Below are 15,853 nucleotides of genomic sequence, written 5' to 3' on the forward strand. Positions count from 1 at the left end.
TTTCCTCGAACCTGCATCTGTAACCGTATCAGTAAGGCGCTGACAATAGCCACCAGGCCCAGCCTTGCGAACCGGCGTGCTGGGCAGGGTGGCCTCCCTCGGCCGGCCCCGCCGTCTAGTCATCACATTGTAGAGGTTCCAATGGGCAAGCTCGCTCTGTTCCTGGGTGGTTTTCTGCTGCTGACCATCATGATTGGCCTGCTGGGAACCATCCCGCCAAGCTGACACGCACATTTTCCTTGTCTCAGCCCGCCTCGCCGCAAGGCGGGCTCGATCCCTCCCCCTGGCTGGCAAGCCGTCTTTTTGCAGTTGTCTGGACAAGCGGTAGCTGCAAGTCATTCTCAAGTGCAGGACGCTCGTGTAATCTCGCGCCCCCATCTATCAGGTCCGGGCACACGGGCCAATCACCTGCCTTGGAGTCGAAGTTCACTATGGAATGCAAGAAAGGCACTGCAGCGATGCTGGAGTGGCGCGGTCGTTTTCTTGGAGAAGGTATCCTGCACGAAGAAGATTATGACCAGGCACTGCGCCGTGCCGAGGCGTTGGAGCGTTCCGGGGTGATCAGCCCAAGCGAGTGGATTGAACTGGTCAGGTTGGCCAATGCGGCTTTGCTGCGATTGCGATAAGTCCTACAGCCCCTGCTGAAACTGTCCACAAAAAACGTGGGTAGGTCTGTGGATAAAACGCTACAGGCCAGTATTCGCAGGGGTTCTGTTAGATTGAGCAGAATTTGAACAGCCTTTTCACTCAGGTATCTGCGGCCGAGGATGAGCCTCGCGCAAGGCCTGCAGCAGTTCGCGAACCCGTGCAGGCATATTGCCTGCGGGGTACACCGCATGCATCTGTGGGTCATGGCCGCTACTAGAGGTCAGGTGGTACTCCGGGCAGATCTTCACCAGGCGTCCAGCCTGCACGTGTGGCTCGGCCAGCCAGTCGGCCAATCGCGCGATACCCGCGCCAGCCAATGTACTTTGCAATACGGCGACGCCCGAACCCAGCCGTAACCGTGGTTGTGGGCGCAGGCTGGTGATCTGGCCGTCGCGGCAGAAGTGCCAGGCCTTGAGGATGCGCGGGGCGGTGTGCAGGATCAGCGCGTGCCGCTCCAGCTCGTCCAGCGTTGTGGGTGTACCTGCGCACGCCAGATAGCGTGGGCTGGCATAGAGGTAGCGACGATAAGCCCACAGTGGGTAGCCGATCAGTTCACTGGACTGTGGAAAAGCTCCGCGGATGACGAAGTCGAACTTGCCCTGCAACGGGTCGAGCGCCTGGTCGCCGAACTGCACGTCGAGGGTCACTTTCGGGTGGCGCTGGGAGAATTCGGCCAGTACCGAGGGCAGCACATGCTGGGCCAGCGCCTCGGGTGCGGCCAGGCGGATCCAGCCCTGGGCCGAGCCGGTCAGTGCCGCGAGCTCGTCGGCGGCATCCCGTTGCACATCCAGCAAGCGCTCGGCGTGGGGCAGCAGCCGCTCACCGGCCTCGGTCAGGCTGACGGCACTGGCACTGCGATTGAACAGCTTGGCGCCGGTATTGTCCTCGAGCGCCTGTACCGCTCGGGTCACGGCGCTGGGCGAACGTCCCAGCGAACGGGCAGCGCTGATGAAGCTGCGCTTGTGCGCAACGCTGACGAAGGCTTGTATCTCGCGCAACATATCCAGGGCCATGGGTTTTACTCATTGCGGTTTTTGCAATATGGCATTTCAACACAAGCGCGATGCTTTGATTAGTCTGGCAGCCAGTTTTCCCCTGCCCGGACATTCAACATGATGGATATTGCCCTGCTTTCACTGTTCGCCTTCGCCGCCGGTTTGATCGATGCCGCCGTGGGAGGTGGCGGGCTGATCCAGATCCCGGCGCTGTTCAACGTGTTGCCGAACGCACAACCTGCCGCGTTGCTCGGTAGCAACAAGCTGGCGTCGGTGTGCGGCACAAGCTTTGCCGCGCGCTCGTTCATTCGCAAGGTGAAGCTGGACTGGGGGCTGATCGTGCCTGCGGCGTTGAGCGCCTTCGTCATGTCGTTCTTCGGCGCGGCCACGGTATCGCTGGTGCCAGCGAGCGTGATGCGGCCGATGGTGCTGGTGCTGATCGTGGTGATGGCGGTCTACACCTTCTGCAAGAAGGATTTCGGTACCCTGCACAAGCCCACTGTGATTGGCCGCAGGGAACAATGCCTGGCGGTGCTGATCGGTGGCGCCATCGGCTTTTACGACGGGCTGTTCGGCCCGGGTACCGGCAGCTTCCTGATCTTCCTGTTCATTCGCTTCTTCGCCCTGGACTTCCTGCATGCCTCGGCGTCGGCCAAGTTGGTCAATATCGCCACCAACCTGGCCGCGCTGGTGTTCTTCATCCCTTCCGGCAATGTGCTATGGGCCATCGCCCTGCCCATGGCGGTGTTCAACATCCTTGGCGCGCTGACGGGAACCTGGCTGGCTGTGCGCAAGGGGGCAGGCTTTGTGCGGGGGTTGTTCCTGATCCTGCTCTGCGTGCTGATTGCCAAGCTGAGCTGGGACCTGCTGGCCAGTTGACTCAGACCAGCTGGCGTAGCGTCTCGGCTTGCTCGATGCGATTGCGGCCATGCGCTTTTGCCCGGTACAAGGCCAGGTCGGCCTGGGCCAGCAGTTCGTCGAGGCTGGAGGATGGATGTTCGCTGGAGCAACCCGCCAGGCCGATGCTGACGGTGATCTGCAGGCGTTGATCCGCTTGGCTGATGTACAGCTCCTGCACCGTGCGGCGCAGGCGTTCGGCGCTGAACCTGGCCTGTTCGAGCGCAAGCCCGGGCATGACGATGGCGAACTCTTCACCTCCCAGGCGGGCGAACAGTTCGCCTTCATGCAACTGATCCTGCAGGGCCAGGGAGAATTGACGCAGCACCTGGTCGCCAAGTGCGTGGCCATGGCGATCGTTGATCGTCTTGAAGTGGTCGATGTCGAGCATCATCAAGGTCAGCGGCATGGGCTGGGCATCTTGCTTACGGCTCTGCAGCAGGGTGTTGGCGCGCTGGGTGAAGGCGCTGCGGGTGAGGGCGCCGGTCAGGTGATCGATGGAGGCCTGGTGCGCCAGGCGGGCCACCAGGTTGCGGTTGGCGCTGCTCACACAGGCCAGTACCAGCGGGCCCAGCACGAGCATGGCGATGCCCAGCCGCGCCGACATCAATGCGGTGACCCCAGGCTCGCTCTGCGGCACGCTGAAATGCATGAGGTTCTGCGCCACGGCGACGATCAGCGTGCTACCGGCGGTCAGCGCCAGCAGCGAAACCAGGAACGGCGTGTAGCTCAACGCACACCACAGCAGTGCGGCGATGGGGAAGGCGATGGCGCCGGGGCCGCCGAAGGCGATGCTCAGGGCGAGGGAGGCCAGCAGTACCAGCAACGGCGCAATAGGGATTGACTGGCTGCCGCTGCGTGTCAGGGCGCGGGGCGAGGGGGCGGTGAGCAGCACCGGCAAGACCAGCACGCTGGTGGATAACTGCTCGCTGAACCAGGCCAGCCAGGTGGCGCGCAAGGATTGCTCGAACCACGGTGTGGCCATCACGCAGGCCAGGCTGGCGGCCACCGCGGCACCGGCGGCGCAGGCGCCGAACAGGCAAAGCGTGCCGTGTGGTGTTCGCAGGCGACGGTGCTGGCGCGGCAGGCGTGATACCAGGTACCAGATGGTGGCGATGGCGCCCAGGTTGCACAAATTGAACCACAGGGCCGGTTGCCAGGCTGTCCCGCAGGCCAGGTCGGCGATGACCATGGCCAGGTAGACCAGGCCGAAACCTGCCGGCGTGGCTTGGCGTGGGTTGCGCAGCAATACGCCGGCGAGCACTGCGTTGACCGGCCAGAACAGTGAAAGGGACTCGATCGGCCGGGCCAGGATGCCGCCCAGGGTCAGAGCCAAGGTGAGGCCGAACAGGATCAGGGCTGGCAGCAGGCGCGAAGTGACTGGAGACACCATAGGCTCGACCGGCAAGCGAGGACGGAATCCAGGAAAGCGGCTGTAGGCACCTGGGATGATGTCGTGTCAGTGTCTTTCAAGTCGCCAATTGATGTCAATTCACGGAAAACCGTGGGGATATTGCCAGGGATTACAAGTCGAACACCCAGGGCACCATCAGCACGGTCACCAGCATGACCAGCAGCGTGAAGGGCACGCCAACCTTGACGAAGTCGGCGAAGCGATATTGTCCCGGGCCGAGCACCAATGTATTGACCGGTGACGAGACCGGCGTCATGAACGCCGCCGATGCGGCCAGGGCCACGGTCATGGCGAAGGGGTAGGGCGACATGCCCAGTTGCTGGGCAGTGCTGATCGCCACCGGGGCCATCAGCACCGCGGTGGCGGTATTGGAGATGAACAGGCCGATCAGCGCGGTGAGGGCGAACAGGCAGCCGAGGATCACGCCAGGGCCGGCGCCACCGAGCAGACCGACCAGCGCCCCGACCGCCAGGTCGATGCCACCGGTCTTCTGCAGCGCCAAGGCGAAGGGCAGCATGCCAACGATCAGCACCAGGCTCTGCCAGTGGATGGCGCGGTAGGCGCTGTTCATGTCGATGCAGCGGCCGGCCCCCATCAGCAGGCAGCCGATCAGCGCGGCGATGACGTTGGGTACCAGGCCGCTGACCATCAGCCCGACCATCACCGCCAGGCTGATCAACGCGTAGGGCGCGCGGGCGCGTGCCGGCGCCACCTGGTCGATCTCGGCGGGCAGGCTGAGCACCAGGAAGTCGCGTGGCTTGCCTTGCAGTTGGCGCACCGCTTTCCAAGGGCCGACCACCAGCAGGGTGTCGCCCAGGCGCAGCTTTTCGTCCACCAGTTGCCCTTCGATGGCCACCTGGTCGCGGCGCAGGCCGACCACGTTGAGGTCGTAGCGGGTGCGGAAGGCCAGTTCGAGAATGGTCTTGCCGATCAGTTGCGAGCCGGGCGGCAGCGAGATCTCGGCCATGCCCACTTCCTGGGACTGGTCGATGAAGTAAGCCGCCTTGAAGTGCAGCGGCTCGAGTAACATCCCCTGGCACAGGCTGCGCAGGTCGTCGCGGTTGGCGAACAGGTCGAGCAGCAGGATGTCGCCTTGCTGCAGCAGTGTGCCGGAGTCGGCGGGGATCACCCGGGTGGTGAACTTGTGCTGGCGCTCGATCCCCACCACGTTGGCGCCGTGGCGGGTGCGCAGCTCCAGTTCGCCCAGGGTGTGGCCAATCAGCGGCGAGTGCGGGCGGATGCGCAGGCGCCGCTCGCGACCGTTGAGCTTGTAGTCCAGGACCAGGTCGAGCAGGGTGCGACGGGTCTCCACCCGGCCATCCTTTCGCACCTCACCATTGAGCCAGTGGCGCGTCAGCAGCATGTAGCCGATGCCCAGCACCAGCACCACCAGGCCGAAGGGGGTAAAGCTGAAGAAGTTGAAACCCTGTTCGCCGTGGCGTACCAGCTCACTGTGCACCACCACGTTCGGGGGCGTGGCCACGAGGCTGAGCATGCCGCTGATCAGGCCGGCGAAACTCAGGGGCATCATCAGGCGGCTGGGCGAAAGCTGCAGGCGTGCGGCGATGCTCAGCACCACCGGGATGAAAATAGCGACTACGCCGGTCGAACTCATCACCGAGCCAAGGCCGGCCACCGCGATCATCAGCAACACCAACAGGCGGGCCTCGCTGTTGCCTGCGCGTTCGCTCATCCACTCGCCGATACGGTAGGCGATGCCGGTGCGGACCAGGCCTTCGCCGATCACGAACAATGCGGCGATCAGTACCACGTTGGGGTCGCTGAAACCGGCCAGGGCCTGTTCCACGCTGAGGATGCCAGACAGCGGGAGCGCGAGTATCACCAACAGGGCGACCACATCCATGCGCGGGCGGTTGATGATGAACAGCACGACGACAACGGCGAGCAGGCCTAGGACCCAGAGCAGCTCATGGTTCATGGGGGGAGGGGGTTCCTTCACACGAGGGCACGAAAGGTAATGGCACCAGTGTGGCAGCTTGGCGTGAAGGGGGTGTTGACGTGTTGCAGTATTTTGCCGGAGGAGCATCAGCACGGTGTGCGGGTCCGTCCGGTAGGCACCGGCTTGCCGGTGCCATTCACCGTGTTGGCGCCTTCGCGGACAAACCCGTTCTCATGGAGCAAAACCTATCCTGCTGACCAGGCACAGCCTCCGTAGGAGCGGCTTTAGCCGCGATCACCCGCAGGGCGGGTGCCAGAGACCGCGATGCCCGTATCGCGGCTGAAGCCGCTCCTACAGGACCGATTCAGTTTGGGCGGAGGCCTGAATCAGTGACGGTGCTTGTGCTTGCGGTTGTTGTCGCCCATGTGGTTGCCAATGGCACCACCGGCCGCGCCACCCAGGCCTGCGCCAATGGTCGAGCCATTGGAGCCACCCAGCTTGCCGCCGATCAGCGAACCGCCAGCTGAGCCCAGGCCGCCACCAATGGCCGCCTCGGTGCGGTTGCCCTTGCGCGCACCCACCGCGCTGCCGGCGGCGCCGCCCAGGCCGGCACCGATCGCAGCGCCGGTGCTGCCACCGATTTGTTTACCGACGACATTGCCCAGCGCACCGCCCAGGCCACCACCAATAGCGGCGGTACCGTCACCGGCGAAAGCGCCTTGGCACAGCAGCAGGCCGAGGGCGAGAGAAGGCAGAGTCAGACGCATGTTATGAACCTCAGGGGGAATCATCAGGGAAGTTGCCGCACGGTCAGCGGCGAGTCAGGGATGCAAAGACGTTTCAGCGGTAGTAGCGGTCACGGTACTGGCGGTCATCGTCATCGCGGTCGTCCCGGTCATGGCGATGGTGGTGCCGGTGGTCACGGTCACGCCAGCCGTCATCGTCGTCGTGGTAATGATGGCTGTAGCAGCCCCCAAGCAGCAGGAAGGCGGCAACCAGCGAGGCACTTGCGAGGCGCGAAATCATGAAGTAGGTCCTTGATCCGAATAGGTTTACCGGATATGCGATCAGACCTGGGCCGATTCATTTGGTTCTTTGTCGCGCAAAATTTTGTCGTGACGTATTCATGTGGATCGCACAGATCTTGGGCTCACTCATGAGGCCTGCACGATGCTAGAGTCGCCTTCTTTTTTGTCCCGAGGATGGAACATGCGAGCGATTCTGCCGATCACCGTGGCGCTGCTGCTGGCGGGCTGTGCGTCATCTACCATGGAGGCGGCGCGCAATGGCACGCCGACCGCGCGCCTTGACTCGCACAAGACCCCGGACGTGGTTGCCCAATGCATCCAGTTCAGTTGGCAGGAGGAGTCGTCGTTCGGTGTCGATGCCAGCGGTTACCTGGAGGCGCGCAAGCAGGGTGGATTTACGGTGTACACCCGTGAAGCGGAATCGTTCGTTGATGTCTATGCACAGGCGGGCGGGACGCGGGTGGACTACTACGCCCAGCGAGATGACGGCATGGCCCTGCGGCGGCGGGCGGCGGCCGCCACTTGCCTGTGATGGTGGGCAGGGCCAGCTTCCACTCCCGTAGGAGATGGTTACCCGGCCCACTGTAGGAGCGGCTTCAGCCGCGATGAAGGCACCGCGGTTATACCCGAGCTGTCAACCTGAGGTTGACGGAGTGGTTGTAAGGCGATTCATGGGCGGTTAACGTGGCGCCACGCCATCAAGCCAAGGAAGGACCGCATGAGCCGCTCACTGGAACTCAACCGCGCCAGCTGGGATGAACGAGCCCCCCTGCACGCCGCGTCAAAGGACTATGAGGTCGAGCGTTTCGTCAGCCACCCAGGGCATCTCTCCGAAGTGGTACGTTTCGACCTGCCGCGGTTGGGCGACATCCGTGGCTTGCGCGCGGTGCATCTGCAATGCCATATCGGTACCGATACCCTGTCACTGGCACGCCTGGGCGCCCAGGTCAGTGGGCTGGACTTTTCAGAGGCCTCATTGCACCAGGCGCGGCAACTCGCCGAGCGCGCCGGAGCACGCATCAATTACGTACAAGCAGATGTCTACCGGGCGGCCGAAGTGCTGGAGGCGGGCAGTTTCGACCTGGTCTACACCGGTATCGGCGCCCTGTGCTGGCTTCCCAGCATCGAGCGCTGGGCACGCACCGTGGCGGCGTTGCTGAAGCCAGGCGGGCGGTTGTTCCTGCGTGATGGCCATCCGATGCTGATGGCCGTCAACGAAGACCATCAGGACCGCCTGCAACTGGATTACCCGTACTTCGAGCGGGAAGCGCCGACGATCTGGCACAGCGACCAGACCTACGTCGACACCGACCAGGCCCTGACCCAGACCGAAACCCATGAGTGGAACCACGGCCTGGCTGAGGTCATCACGGCTTTGTTGGCCAGCGGCCTGCGGATAGCTGGCCTGGAAGAGCATCAGAGCATCCCTTGGGAGGCCTTGCCCGGGCAGATGGAGCTCGGCGCCGACGGCGAATGGCGCCTGCGCGAAGCACCTTGGCGCCTGCCGCTCAGTTACACGCTGCAGGCGCTCAAGGCCTGAACATCAGGACAGGAAGCCACCGTCGACATTGAGCGCGGTGCCGGTGGTGTAGCTGGAGGCGTCGCTGGCCAGGTACAGCACCGCGCCGGCCATCTCGCTCGGGTCGGCCACGCGTTTGAGCGGGATCTGTTGCAAGGCGGCATTGCGGATGCTGTCGTTCTTGACCAGCGCCGAGGCGAACTTGGTGTCGGTCAGGCCCGGCAGCAAGGCGTTGCAGCGGATGCCGAACTGCGCGCACTCCTTGGCGAAGACCTTGGTCATGTTGATCACCGCGGCCTTGGTCACCGAGTAGATACCTTGGAACAGTCCTGGCGAGACGCCGTTGATCGACGCGACGTTGATGATGCTGCCCCCCCCGTGCTCGCGCATCAGTTTGCCGGCTTCGACCGACATGAAGAAGTAGCCGCGGATGTTCACGTCGACGGTCTTCTGGAATGCGCCCAGGTCAGTGTCCAGCACATTGCAGAACTGCGGGTTGGTGGCCGCGTTGTTGACCAGGATGTCCAGGCGCCCGAACTGCTCGCGGATGCCAGCGAACACCTGCTGGATTTGCTCCATCTCACCGATGTGGCAAGCCACCGCGGTGGCCTTGCCGCCCGCGGCGATGATCGCCTCGGCGACCTGCTGGCAGCCGTCGAGCTTGCGGCTCGAGACGATCACATGGGCACCCTGCTGGGCCAGCAGGTGGGCGATGGCCTCGCCGATGCCACGGCTGGCGCCGGAGACGAAGGCGATCTTGCCGTCGAGGTCGAACAGGTGGGTCTTGGACATGCCGGGATTCCTTGTTGTCTGCCGGTGTTACAGGCTGGATTTGTCGATCAGCTGCAGGCTCATGTGCTCCAGCAGCCGGTTCATGTGGATGAACTGGGCGAAGCGCTTGTCCTGGGTCTGGCCGTGGAAGAAGCGGTAGTAGATCTGCTGGACGATGCCGGCCAGGCGGAACAGGCCATAGCAGTAATAGAAGTCGAAGTTGTCGATGCGGATGCCGGCGCGCTCGGCGTAGTAATCAACGAACTGCCGGCGGGTGAGCATGCCAGGTGCGTTGCTGGGCTGGCGGCGCATCAATTGCACGGGGGCCGGGTCGCTTGCCTCGATCCAGTAGGCGAGGCTGTTGCCCAGGTCCATCAACGGGTCGCCGATAGTGGCCATTTCCCAGTCCAGCACACCGATGATGCGCATGGGGTTGTCGCTGTCGAGGATGACATTGTCGAAGCGATAATCGTTGTGCACGATGCCGGGGCGAGGGTGGTCGGCGGGCATTTTCTCACGCAGCCAGGCGATCACGTTCTCCCAGCGTGGCGCATCAGGGGTCAGCGCCTTTTCGTAGCGGCTGGCCCAGCCCTCGATCTGGCGTTGCACATAGCCTTCCGGCTTGCCCAGGTCGGCCAGGCCGCAGGCGTTGTAATCCACCTGGTGCAACTCGACCAGCCGCTCGATGAAGCTCTTGCACAGAGCCTCGGTGCGGGTGGCGTCAAGGTCGAGTTCGGTCGGTATGTCCGAGCGCAGGATGATGCCCTTGACCCGCTCCATCACATAGAACTCGCCACCGATCAGCGCTTCGTCGGTGCAGTGCGCATAAGCTTTCGGGCAGTAGGGGAAACCTTCGTTGAGCTGGTTGAGGATACGAAACTCACGGCCCATGTCGTGGGCCGACTTGGCCTTGTGGCCGAACGGCGGGCGACGCAGGACGAACTCCTTGCCTGGGTAGGCCACCAGGTAGGTGAGGTTGGAGGCGCCGCCTGGGAACTGGCTGATCGCCGGCGTGCCTTCCAGGCCTGGAATGTGATCCTTGAGGTACGGATCGATGACGGCGGCATCGAGTTCTTCGCCGGGGCGGACCTGGGTGGACTGGTCGGTGAGCGTCATGCGATTTCCTTATGATCGGTAGCAAGGACTATTGGCTAATCTAATTTCCTGTGGCAATTGGTACAAGCGTGCCAGGCCGTTATAGGCCAGGGTGTTGCCGGGCGATCAATGGCTCTGATGGCCGGATCATTTCTGGCGCAAAAAAAAACCGAAGCGGGTTGGCTTCGGTCTTTTCTTTCTACGATACGCCCTGGTGATCAGGCCGGGAACAGCTCGCTGAGCTTCATCGACAGCATCATGTCGCCTTCGACGCGCAGCTTGCCGCCCATGAAGGCCTGCATACCGTCGGTGTCACCGCTGACAATGCCCTTCAGCGTCTCGCTGTCCAGCACCAGGGTGCAGTTGGCGTCGGCGTTCTCGCCTTCCTGGATCTCGCAGGTGCCATCCTTGACGAGCAGCGCGTAGTGCTTGTCTTCGTCGGTGATGTTGAAGCCGAACACCAGGTCCAGGCCGGCGGCCGCTGCAGGGTTGAATTTTGCCTTCATCGCCTCGACGGCTTTAGCTACATCGCTCATGGTGTATTCCTTGTTAAGTGATATTCGCGTCCGCAGGGACACAACAGACCGGGCTCATCGATAGGTGATGAGCTCCGGTGCCCGCAACAGCTGCACGTGGGCTTGGCTGTTGAAGGAAGCCAGTGCCACGTCGCGGCCCCGGAATTTCAGGTGGCTGAGCGACGTGTTGATGATCTGCCAGTTCAGGTTGAAGGCCTGCGCCGGCGTGACTCCGGTAACCAGGTGGAGCAGGGCGGCAATGGTGCCGCCTGAAGTGAACAGGGCAATGTTGTCACCACTGGCGGCGCTGGCGAGCAGCCGACGAAGACCATCGCCGACCCGGTAGATAAACGCCTGCCAGGTTTCCAGGTGATCATCGTTATTGTGCTCGCCGTCATGCCAGCGCTGCACCATCAGCGCGAACAGACGCTGGAACTCGCTGCGATGCTGCGCGCCATTGCGCAGGATGTGCAGCGCCTCGGGTTCGTCGGGTAGCAGGCCCGGGAGCAGGGCACGGATGACGCCATCGGCGTCGAACTCATTGAAGGCGGCATCGGTTTCTATGACGGGTACCGGGCTGCCGCTTTGCTGCAGCGCCTGTAGCGCCTGTAGCGCCAGCCGGGCAGTGTCCTGCTGGCGACGCAAGGTGCCAGCGACGCAGCGATCCAGGCGCAGCCCCAGTTGAGAGAGGTGCTCACCCAGGGCTTGGCTCTGGCGTTCACCCACGGGTGAGAGGACGTCGTAGTCGTCGGCACCGAAGGAGGCTTGGCCATGTCGGATCAGGTAGAGGTTGCCCACGAGGTAGTCCGGCCCGGTTGGAGGTTGCTGCGAGGTTAGGATGCCCCAGGCAGGCTGTCAACGAAAAAACATACAAGCGTTTGAAAAGGTCGTTTGAACTGTGTTGCCAGCGTTTTCCCTGGCTGGCAGCCGCTCATGCGCACCGGTATGCTTGCAAGCATTTCGCGCCCCTCGTGGCGCTGGTCTATCAAGGAGTCAATGTGGAGTTTCTTGCCGAATACGCAAGCTTTCTCGCCAAAACCGCCACGCTGGTGATCGCCATCCTGGTCGTGCTGTCGGCCATCGCCGGGCTGCGCGGCAAGGGTAGGCGCAAACCGGGCGGGCAGTTGCAGGTCACCCGCCTCAACGAGTTCTACAAGGAACTGCGCGAGCGCCTGGAGTCGGGCCTGCTCGACAAGGCCCAGCTCAAGGCCCTGCGCAAGCAGCAGGCCAAGGCGGAAAAACAGCAGAAGAAAAAGCCCGAGGACAAACGCCGGGTGTTCGTGCTCGATTTCGATGGCGACATCAAGGCATCGGCCACCGAGAGCCTGCGTAATGAGATCACTGCGTTACTCACCCTGGCTACGCCGCAGGATGAAGTGGTGTTGCGCCTCGAGAGTGGCGGTGGGCTGGTGCACAGTTATGGCCTGGCAGCCTCGCAGTTGGCGCGCATCCGCGAGGCCGGTATTCCGTTGACCATCTGTATCGACAAGGTGGCGGCCAGCGGCGGTTACATGATGGCCTGCATCGGCGAGAAGATCGTCAGCGCGCCTTTCGCGGTATTGGGTTCTATCGGCGTGGTGGCGCAGATGCCCAACGTCAATCGCCTGCTGAAAAAGCACGACATCGACTTCGAAGTGATCACGGCGGGTGAGTACAAGCGCACCTTGACCGTTTTCGGCGAAAACACCGACAAGGGCCGGGAGAAATTCCAGGAAGACCTGGATATCACCCACCAGCTGTTCAAGGACTTCGTCGCCCGCTACCGCCCGCAATTGCATATCGACGAAGTGGCTACCGGTGAAGTGTGGCTGGGTATCGCCGCGTTGAATCGCCAGTTGGTTGACGAGCTGGGCACCAGCGACGAGTACCTGAGCCAGCGTGCCCGCGAGGCCAACCTGTTCCACCTGCGCTTTGCCGAGCGCAAGACGCTGCAGGAGCGCATCGGGGTAGCGGCCAGTGGCGCGGTGGAGAACACCCTGGTCGGTTTGTGGAGCAAACTCGGGCGTCTGCGCTAACACCTTGAACCCCTTGAAGATTTTTTTCATAAAGGGGGTTGCAAGGTGCATCGAATGCCGACATAATGGCGTCCATCGAAACGCAGCTGACTTGAAAAAGACCAGCAGTTTCAAGGAGATAGCGAAAGCTGACTCCGACTTTGAGGCCGAGTAGCAAAGTGGTTATGCTCCGGATTGCAAATCCGTCTACGCCGGTTCGATTCCGACCTCGGCCTCCACCATTCGAAACCCCGCAGATCTAGGTCTGCGGGGTTTTTCTTTGTGCGCTGGAAAACACGGAAGTCCCAAAACAATTTACATGCAGTCCCAAAACTGTATCACTTGGAAGGCTTGGCTATGGCACCGACTCGACGGTAAACGCGCTCGGTGATTCCCTCTTTCGAGTGCCCCAGCAGCACGCTTGCATCGCTCAGATCGTTGATCTCTGATGCCGTCTTCGGTCGGATGTCCCTGAACTGGAACTGCTCCGCCTTCGGCAAACAACCCATTAAGCCCGGCCCTCGCGCCGGGTTTTTTATTGCCCGCTGAGGGCCTCAAGAGTTTCGCGAAGCCGGGCATCACCGGAGCATGTCGATCAGCGAATCCACTCAAGCGCGGTGGATGCGCCGAAGTTCGCTGAATAAAAACTTCAGAATACTGGTTGAATATACAGTACTTATGTGGCATAGTTTCCTACATCAGCGACAGGTCTGAGGTTGGTGAAACCTCGTCACCCCTGATCCTCGCCAGAAGACCTCGAGTCTCGAGCCATCGCCCATGAGCGCCATACGCCCAATACAGAGGCCTGAACTTAAATCAGCTCAGTAACGGAGTTTAAAATGGTAAACGCAAACTCAGCATCTCAAGCCTTGCAAGATCTTTGGACTCAAGTAGCACCGGTGGATAACACCGGCATGCTTAGGCGCGTGGTTTTTGCTGAAGGCAAGTTTTATGCGGCTGGTGGCAACGGTCTTCCCACAACCACTCAGCTTGTCAGCGGAGACGCAACTGGTACAGCGTGGACCAAGCTTAAGGGCGCCGTCACCTCTGATAGCGGAAAGGTCCTCAACGAGCTGTACTGGAACGGTCTTGGGACAACGCTTCAAGGCCTTTCTCAATCCGGCAATGTGGTCCACGGCAGCATTGCACGCCCTTTAAGGGATTGGACAGACCTTACGGCAGCTGCTCGCGCGTATGTAGACTTGCATGGCATTGTGTATTATCAGCCAATTTACGGCGACATCGCGACCTGGATACTGGTTGGGTCTAACGGTAAAGTCTTTTCCCGTTATGAGGATTGGTCAGGCACGGTGGAGCGCACTACGACCTTCACTTCTAGCGAGACTGTGTACTGCGTCAACGTCATTGGCGTTTTTGTGTTGATTGCGGGATCGAATGGGAAGCTGCTTAGTGCTGTGAAGATGCCAACGGGTAATCCGCAATCATTCGCGACCAGAACCAGCACCTTCGGCACTAGCACCATCCTTTCCATGAAGCTTTGCAACGGGAAAATGTTTATCGTTGGTGCGGATGGCAAGATGGCATATTCATCCGATGGGCTTAGCTGGACTGCTGTTGAAGATACCAGTTTCGGTGGAACCATCATCCGCGACATTGCTTACGGTAATGGCAAGTATGTAGCTGTCGGCGACGGCGGCAAGACAGCCGTTTCCGAGGATGGGATCGGCTGGGTTCAGCAAGCCAACACTTTCGCTGGAACCGATATCCGGAGCGTCGCCTACGGCAACGGCAATTTTGTAGCTGTTGGTGCAGGCGGCAAGATTGCTTACTGGACTCCATGATCTTCTATCTCCTTGCGTAATGGAGCCCAGCCGTCGCGCTGGGCTTTTTTCATTTCTGATTCAGGCTCGCCACAGCCAGGGTGGCCCTTCGGGGGATGCCTGGACGCGGATAAGCCGGTAGTGCCGCGCATCACGAAAAACATCGAGCAGCCCGCAGACCGGTTCCATCACGTTTTACCGGGGGGGCGCTGGACGCGCGGCGAGACTGGTTCAGTTGGGTGCCAGTGCTGCAAGCCCATTGGCGGACAGGCGGGGAGAGACCCCGCATCGAATTCAGTGGCTCCATGAGGGCCTATTCAGACCCTCGGAGTACTTATGGACCCTACCGATCTCGGCCCAGGCACAGCCGCCTGGCTGGGCGGAACGGGCACCGTCCTGCTGGGCGGTTTCCTTTGGCTGCGCAAGTTCCTGTCCAAAGACGCCGCTGACCGCGCCATGGACAATGCCGACATCGGCACCGTGCGCCGTCTGAATGAGCTGCTCGACTCCGAGCGCGAGGCCCGCAAGCTTGCCGAGACCCGCGCCGATCAATTCGCCAAGGAACGCAACGAGTTGGCCGCAACTGTCGGCAGGCTGGAGGGCAAGATCGAGGCCCTGACAAGCCAAGTCGGATTGCTCACTGATCGCGTCGCAGTCCAGAGCGAGGAAATCGCCCGCCTGCGCGGCAAGCTGGGAGGTACAACGTGATGGACAGATGCGTACTCGAGTACATCGCCAGGCGCTGGTGGCGTCGTCTTGAGGTCTGGCTAATCGCTGTCGTACTGATCGCGGGTGGTGCTGTGCTGGGCTGGCAGTCTGCTTATTGGGCAATGGCCAGTACCCAGGCTCACCAGGTGGATGAAATCCGCCATGCCTACGATGCGGCTATGGCGGAGCGAGACAAGCGCTTGGATGAGCTGACCAGCAAGGCCGAGAGTGCCGCGACCAAGGCGTCGAAGGCCGCCACCACCGCTACTCAGGCAGCCGACAAGGCTGATCGGGCATCCCCGTAACGCGGCGCCTACGCTGCCATTCATCTGCGACATCCCCCATGGTGCAGGGAGCGCCGCTCTTGATCCACGCCATGAAGGCTCGATCGAACTTGAAAGCCTCGCCACATTCTTCGACCAGAAACTGCCTGACTTTTTGGGTGTTGCGGTAGTGCTTGTCTAGCGGGATGTCGCGGGTGATTGGGCCTGCGTGCCAGTCGAAGCTCATTTCCTTTTCCCTGGATGGCGACACAAGACGGGAGCGTAGCACTGCGCGCGCCACAAAACACTGATGCGCCTTTTGGTG

At 61.8% G+C, this 15,853-nt stretch carries 18 protein-coding genes, 1 tRNA gene and 1 pseudogene; 9 read left to right on the forward strand and 11 right to left on the reverse strand.

Features of this window, described 5'->3' with window-relative positions; translation table 11 throughout:
• The first annotated feature begins 431 nt into the window (after positions 1 to 431).
• On the forward strand, positions 432 to 626 hold the full coding sequence (locus P5705_RS05310) for a hypothetical protein (RefSeq protein WP_240063406.1): 195 nt from the start codon (positions 432 to 434) through the stop codon (positions 624 to 626).
• Between the two features lie 117 nt (positions 627 to 743).
• On the opposite strand, the gene P5705_RS05315 is transcribed toward P5705_RS05310, so the two are convergent.
• Positions 744 to 1,661: a LysR family transcriptional regulator gene (locus P5705_RS05315; RefSeq protein WP_277459864.1), complete on the reverse strand. Its 918-nt coding sequence runs from the start codon at positions 1,659 to 1,661 to the stop codon at positions 744 to 746.
• 99 nt (positions 1,662 to 1,760) lie between these two features.
• Between P5705_RS05315 and P5705_RS05320 the strand changes: the two genes are divergently transcribed.
• Entirely contained in the window at positions 1,761 to 2,522 is a 762-nt protein-coding gene (locus P5705_RS05320) for a sulfite exporter TauE/SafE family protein (protein WP_277459865.1), read from the forward strand.
• 1 nt (position 2,523) lies between these two features.
• Here P5705_RS05320 and P5705_RS05325 read toward each other — a convergent pair whose 3' ends face one another.
• From P5705_RS05325 to P5705_RS05340, 4 genes are all read right to left on the reverse strand, one after another.
• Positions 2,524 to 3,948, reverse strand: a complete 1,425-nt coding sequence (locus P5705_RS05325) for a GGDEF domain-containing protein (protein WP_277459866.1) — start codon at positions 3,946 to 3,948, stop codon at positions 2,524 to 2,526.
• Between the two features lie 115 nt (positions 3,949 to 4,063).
• The gene (locus P5705_RS05330) at positions 4,064 to 5,893 is read right to left on the reverse strand and encodes an SLC13 family permease (RefSeq protein ID WP_277459867.1); all 1,830 of its coding nucleotides are present in this window, start codon (positions 5,891 to 5,893) and stop codon (positions 4,064 to 4,066) included.
• A 347-nt stretch (positions 5,894 to 6,240) separates the two neighbouring features.
• The gene (locus P5705_RS05335; protein ID WP_050706284.1) at positions 6,241 to 6,621 is read right to left on the reverse strand and encodes a glycine zipper domain-containing protein; all 381 of its coding nucleotides are present in this window, start codon (positions 6,619 to 6,621) and stop codon (positions 6,241 to 6,243) included.
• A gap of 73 nt (positions 6,622 to 6,694) precedes the next feature.
• A complete protein-coding gene (locus tag P5705_RS05340) occupies positions 6,695 to 6,880 on the reverse strand; it encodes a hypothetical protein (RefSeq protein WP_213660671.1) in 186 nt (61 codons plus the stop codon).
• Between the two features lie 183 nt (positions 6,881 to 7,063).
• Between P5705_RS05340 and P5705_RS05345 the strand changes: the two genes are divergently transcribed.
• On the forward strand, positions 7,064 to 7,414 hold the full coding sequence (locus tag P5705_RS05345; protein WP_277459869.1) for a hypothetical protein: 351 nt from the start codon (positions 7,064 to 7,066) through the stop codon (positions 7,412 to 7,414).
• A 186-nt stretch (positions 7,415 to 7,600) separates the two neighbouring features.
• The gene (locus P5705_RS05350) at positions 7,601 to 8,422 is read left to right on the forward strand and encodes a class I SAM-dependent methyltransferase (RefSeq protein WP_277459870.1); all 822 of its coding nucleotides are present in this window, start codon (positions 7,601 to 7,603) and stop codon (positions 8,420 to 8,422) included.
• Positions 8,423 to 8,425: 3 nt separating this feature from the next.
• On the opposite strand, the gene P5705_RS05355 is transcribed toward P5705_RS05350, so the two are convergent.
• The 4 genes from P5705_RS05355 to P5705_RS05370 all read right to left on the reverse strand — a co-directional run bounded on the left by P5705_RS05355 (position 8,426) and on the right by P5705_RS05370 (position 11,580).
• The gene (locus tag P5705_RS05355) at positions 8,426 to 9,193 is read right to left on the reverse strand and encodes an SDR family oxidoreductase (RefSeq protein ID WP_011533483.1); all 768 of its coding nucleotides are present in this window, start codon (positions 9,191 to 9,193) and stop codon (positions 8,426 to 8,428) included.
• Between the two features lie 27 nt (positions 9,194 to 9,220).
• Positions 9,221 to 10,288 (reverse strand): phosphotransferase family protein, encoded by a 1,068-nt coding sequence (locus P5705_RS05360; protein ID WP_277459871.1) that lies wholly within the window; start codon positions 10,286 to 10,288, stop codon positions 9,221 to 9,223.
• Positions 10,289 to 10,485: 197 nt separating this feature from the next.
• Entirely contained in the window at positions 10,486 to 10,803 is a 318-nt protein-coding gene (locus tag P5705_RS05365) for an SCP2 sterol-binding domain-containing protein (protein ID WP_125464629.1), read from the reverse strand.
• A 54-nt stretch (positions 10,804 to 10,857) separates the two neighbouring features.
• On the reverse strand, positions 10,858 to 11,580 hold the full coding sequence (locus tag P5705_RS05370; RefSeq protein ID WP_277459872.1) for a histidine phosphatase family protein: 723 nt from the start codon (positions 11,578 to 11,580) through the stop codon (positions 10,858 to 10,860).
• A 200-nt stretch (positions 11,581 to 11,780) separates the two neighbouring features.
• Between P5705_RS05370 and sohB the strand changes: the two genes are divergently transcribed.
• Both sohB and P5705_RS05380 read left to right on the forward strand, forming a co-directional pair.
• Entirely contained in the window at positions 11,781 to 12,797 is a 1,017-nt protein-coding gene (gene sohB, locus P5705_RS05375) for a protease SohB (protein WP_277459873.1), read from the forward strand.
• A 144-nt stretch (positions 12,798 to 12,941) separates the two neighbouring features.
• A tRNA-Cys gene (locus P5705_RS05380) sits at positions 12,942 to 13,015 on the forward strand.
• Positions 13,016 to 13,114: 99 nt separating this feature from the next.
• Here P5705_RS05380 and P5705_RS05385 read toward each other — a convergent pair.
• Positions 13,115 to 13,261 (reverse strand): annotated as a pseudogene (locus P5705_RS05385) (integrase); the annotation flags it as partial.
• Between the two features lie 354 nt (positions 13,262 to 13,615).
• Between P5705_RS05385 and P5705_RS05390 the strand changes: the two are divergent.
• From P5705_RS05390 to P5705_RS05400, 3 genes are all read left to right on the forward strand, one after another.
• Entirely contained in the window at positions 13,616 to 14,578 is a 963-nt protein-coding gene (locus P5705_RS05390; protein ID WP_277459874.1) for a hypothetical protein, read from the forward strand.
• Positions 14,579 to 14,893: 315 nt separating this feature from the next.
• Positions 14,894 to 15,265, forward strand: coding sequence for a chemotaxis protein (locus tag P5705_RS05395; RefSeq protein WP_277459875.1), 372 nt, complete (start codon positions 14,894 to 14,896; stop codon positions 15,263 to 15,265).
• Complete coding sequence (locus tag P5705_RS05400; RefSeq protein ID WP_277459876.1) at positions 15,265 to 15,570, forward strand: hypothetical protein; 306 nt, start codon at positions 15,265 to 15,267, stop codon at positions 15,568 to 15,570. The genes P5705_RS05395 and P5705_RS05400 overlap by 1 nt, the downstream gene beginning before the upstream one ends.
• On the opposite strand, the gene P5705_RS05405 is transcribed toward P5705_RS05400, so the two are convergent.
• The gene (locus P5705_RS05405; RefSeq protein WP_277459877.1) at positions 15,530 to 15,775 is read right to left on the reverse strand and encodes a DUF6434 domain-containing protein; all 246 of its coding nucleotides are present in this window, start codon (positions 15,773 to 15,775) and stop codon (positions 15,530 to 15,532) included. The two genes, P5705_RS05400 and P5705_RS05405, sit on opposite strands and share 41 nt — an antisense overlap.
• Between the last annotated feature and the right edge of the window lie 78 nt (positions 15,776 to 15,853).

The sequence above is a fragment of the Pseudomonas entomophila genome (assembly GCF_029478665.1).
Lineage (GTDB): Bacteria > Pseudomonadota > Gammaproteobacteria > Pseudomonadales > Pseudomonadaceae > Aquipseudomonas > Aquipseudomonas entomophila_F.

Bases quoted from the DNA above. Each gene is read 5' to 3' on its own strand.
- P5705_RS05310 (WP_240063406.1), top strand. From the start codon at position 432: ATGGAATGCAAGAAAGGCACTGCAGCGATGCTGGAGTGGCGCGGTCGT.
- P5705_RS05315 (WP_277459864.1), bottom strand. From the start codon at position 1,661: ATGGCCCTGGATATGTTGCGCGAGATACAAGCCTTCGTCAGCGTTGCG.
- P5705_RS05320 (WP_277459865.1), top strand. From the start codon at position 1,761: ATGATGGATATTGCCCTGCTTTCACTGTTCGCCTTCGCCGCCGGTTTG.
- P5705_RS05330 (WP_277459867.1), bottom strand. From the start codon at position 5,893: ATGAACCATGAGCTGCTCTGGGTCCTAGGCCTGCTCGCCGTTGTCGTC.
- P5705_RS05335 (WP_050706284.1), bottom strand. From the start codon at position 6,621: ATGCGTCTGACTCTGCCTTCTCTCGCCCTCGGCCTGCTGCTGTGCCAA.
- P5705_RS05340 (WP_213660671.1), bottom strand. From the start codon at position 6,880: ATGATTTCGCGCCTCGCAAGTGCCTCGCTGGTTGCCGCCTTCCTGCTG.
- P5705_RS05345 (WP_277459869.1), top strand. From the start codon at position 7,064: ATGCGAGCGATTCTGCCGATCACCGTGGCGCTGCTGCTGGCGGGCTGT.
- P5705_RS05350 (WP_277459870.1), top strand. From the start codon at position 7,601: ATGAGCCGCTCACTGGAACTCAACCGCGCCAGCTGGGATGAACGAGCC.
- P5705_RS05355 (WP_011533483.1), bottom strand. From the start codon at position 9,193: ATGTCCAAGACCCACCTGTTCGACCTCGACGGCAAGATCGCCTTCGTC.
- P5705_RS05360 (WP_277459871.1), bottom strand. From the start codon at position 10,288: ATGACGCTCACCGACCAGTCCACCCAGGTCCGCCCCGGCGAAGAACTC.
- P5705_RS05365 (WP_125464629.1), bottom strand. From the start codon at position 10,803: ATGAGCGATGTAGCTAAAGCCGTCGAGGCGATGAAGGCAAAATTCAAC.
- P5705_RS05390 (WP_277459874.1), top strand. From the start codon at position 13,616: ATGGTAAACGCAAACTCAGCATCTCAAGCCTTGCAAGATCTTTGGACT.
- P5705_RS05395 (WP_277459875.1), top strand. From the start codon at position 14,894: ATGGACCCTACCGATCTCGGCCCAGGCACAGCCGCCTGGCTGGGCGGA.
- P5705_RS05400 (WP_277459876.1), top strand. From the start codon at position 15,265: ATGGACAGATGCGTACTCGAGTACATCGCCAGGCGCTGGTGGCGTCGT.
- P5705_RS05405 (WP_277459877.1), bottom strand. From the start codon at position 15,775: ATGAGCTTCGACTGGCACGCAGGCCCAATCACCCGCGACATCCCGCTA.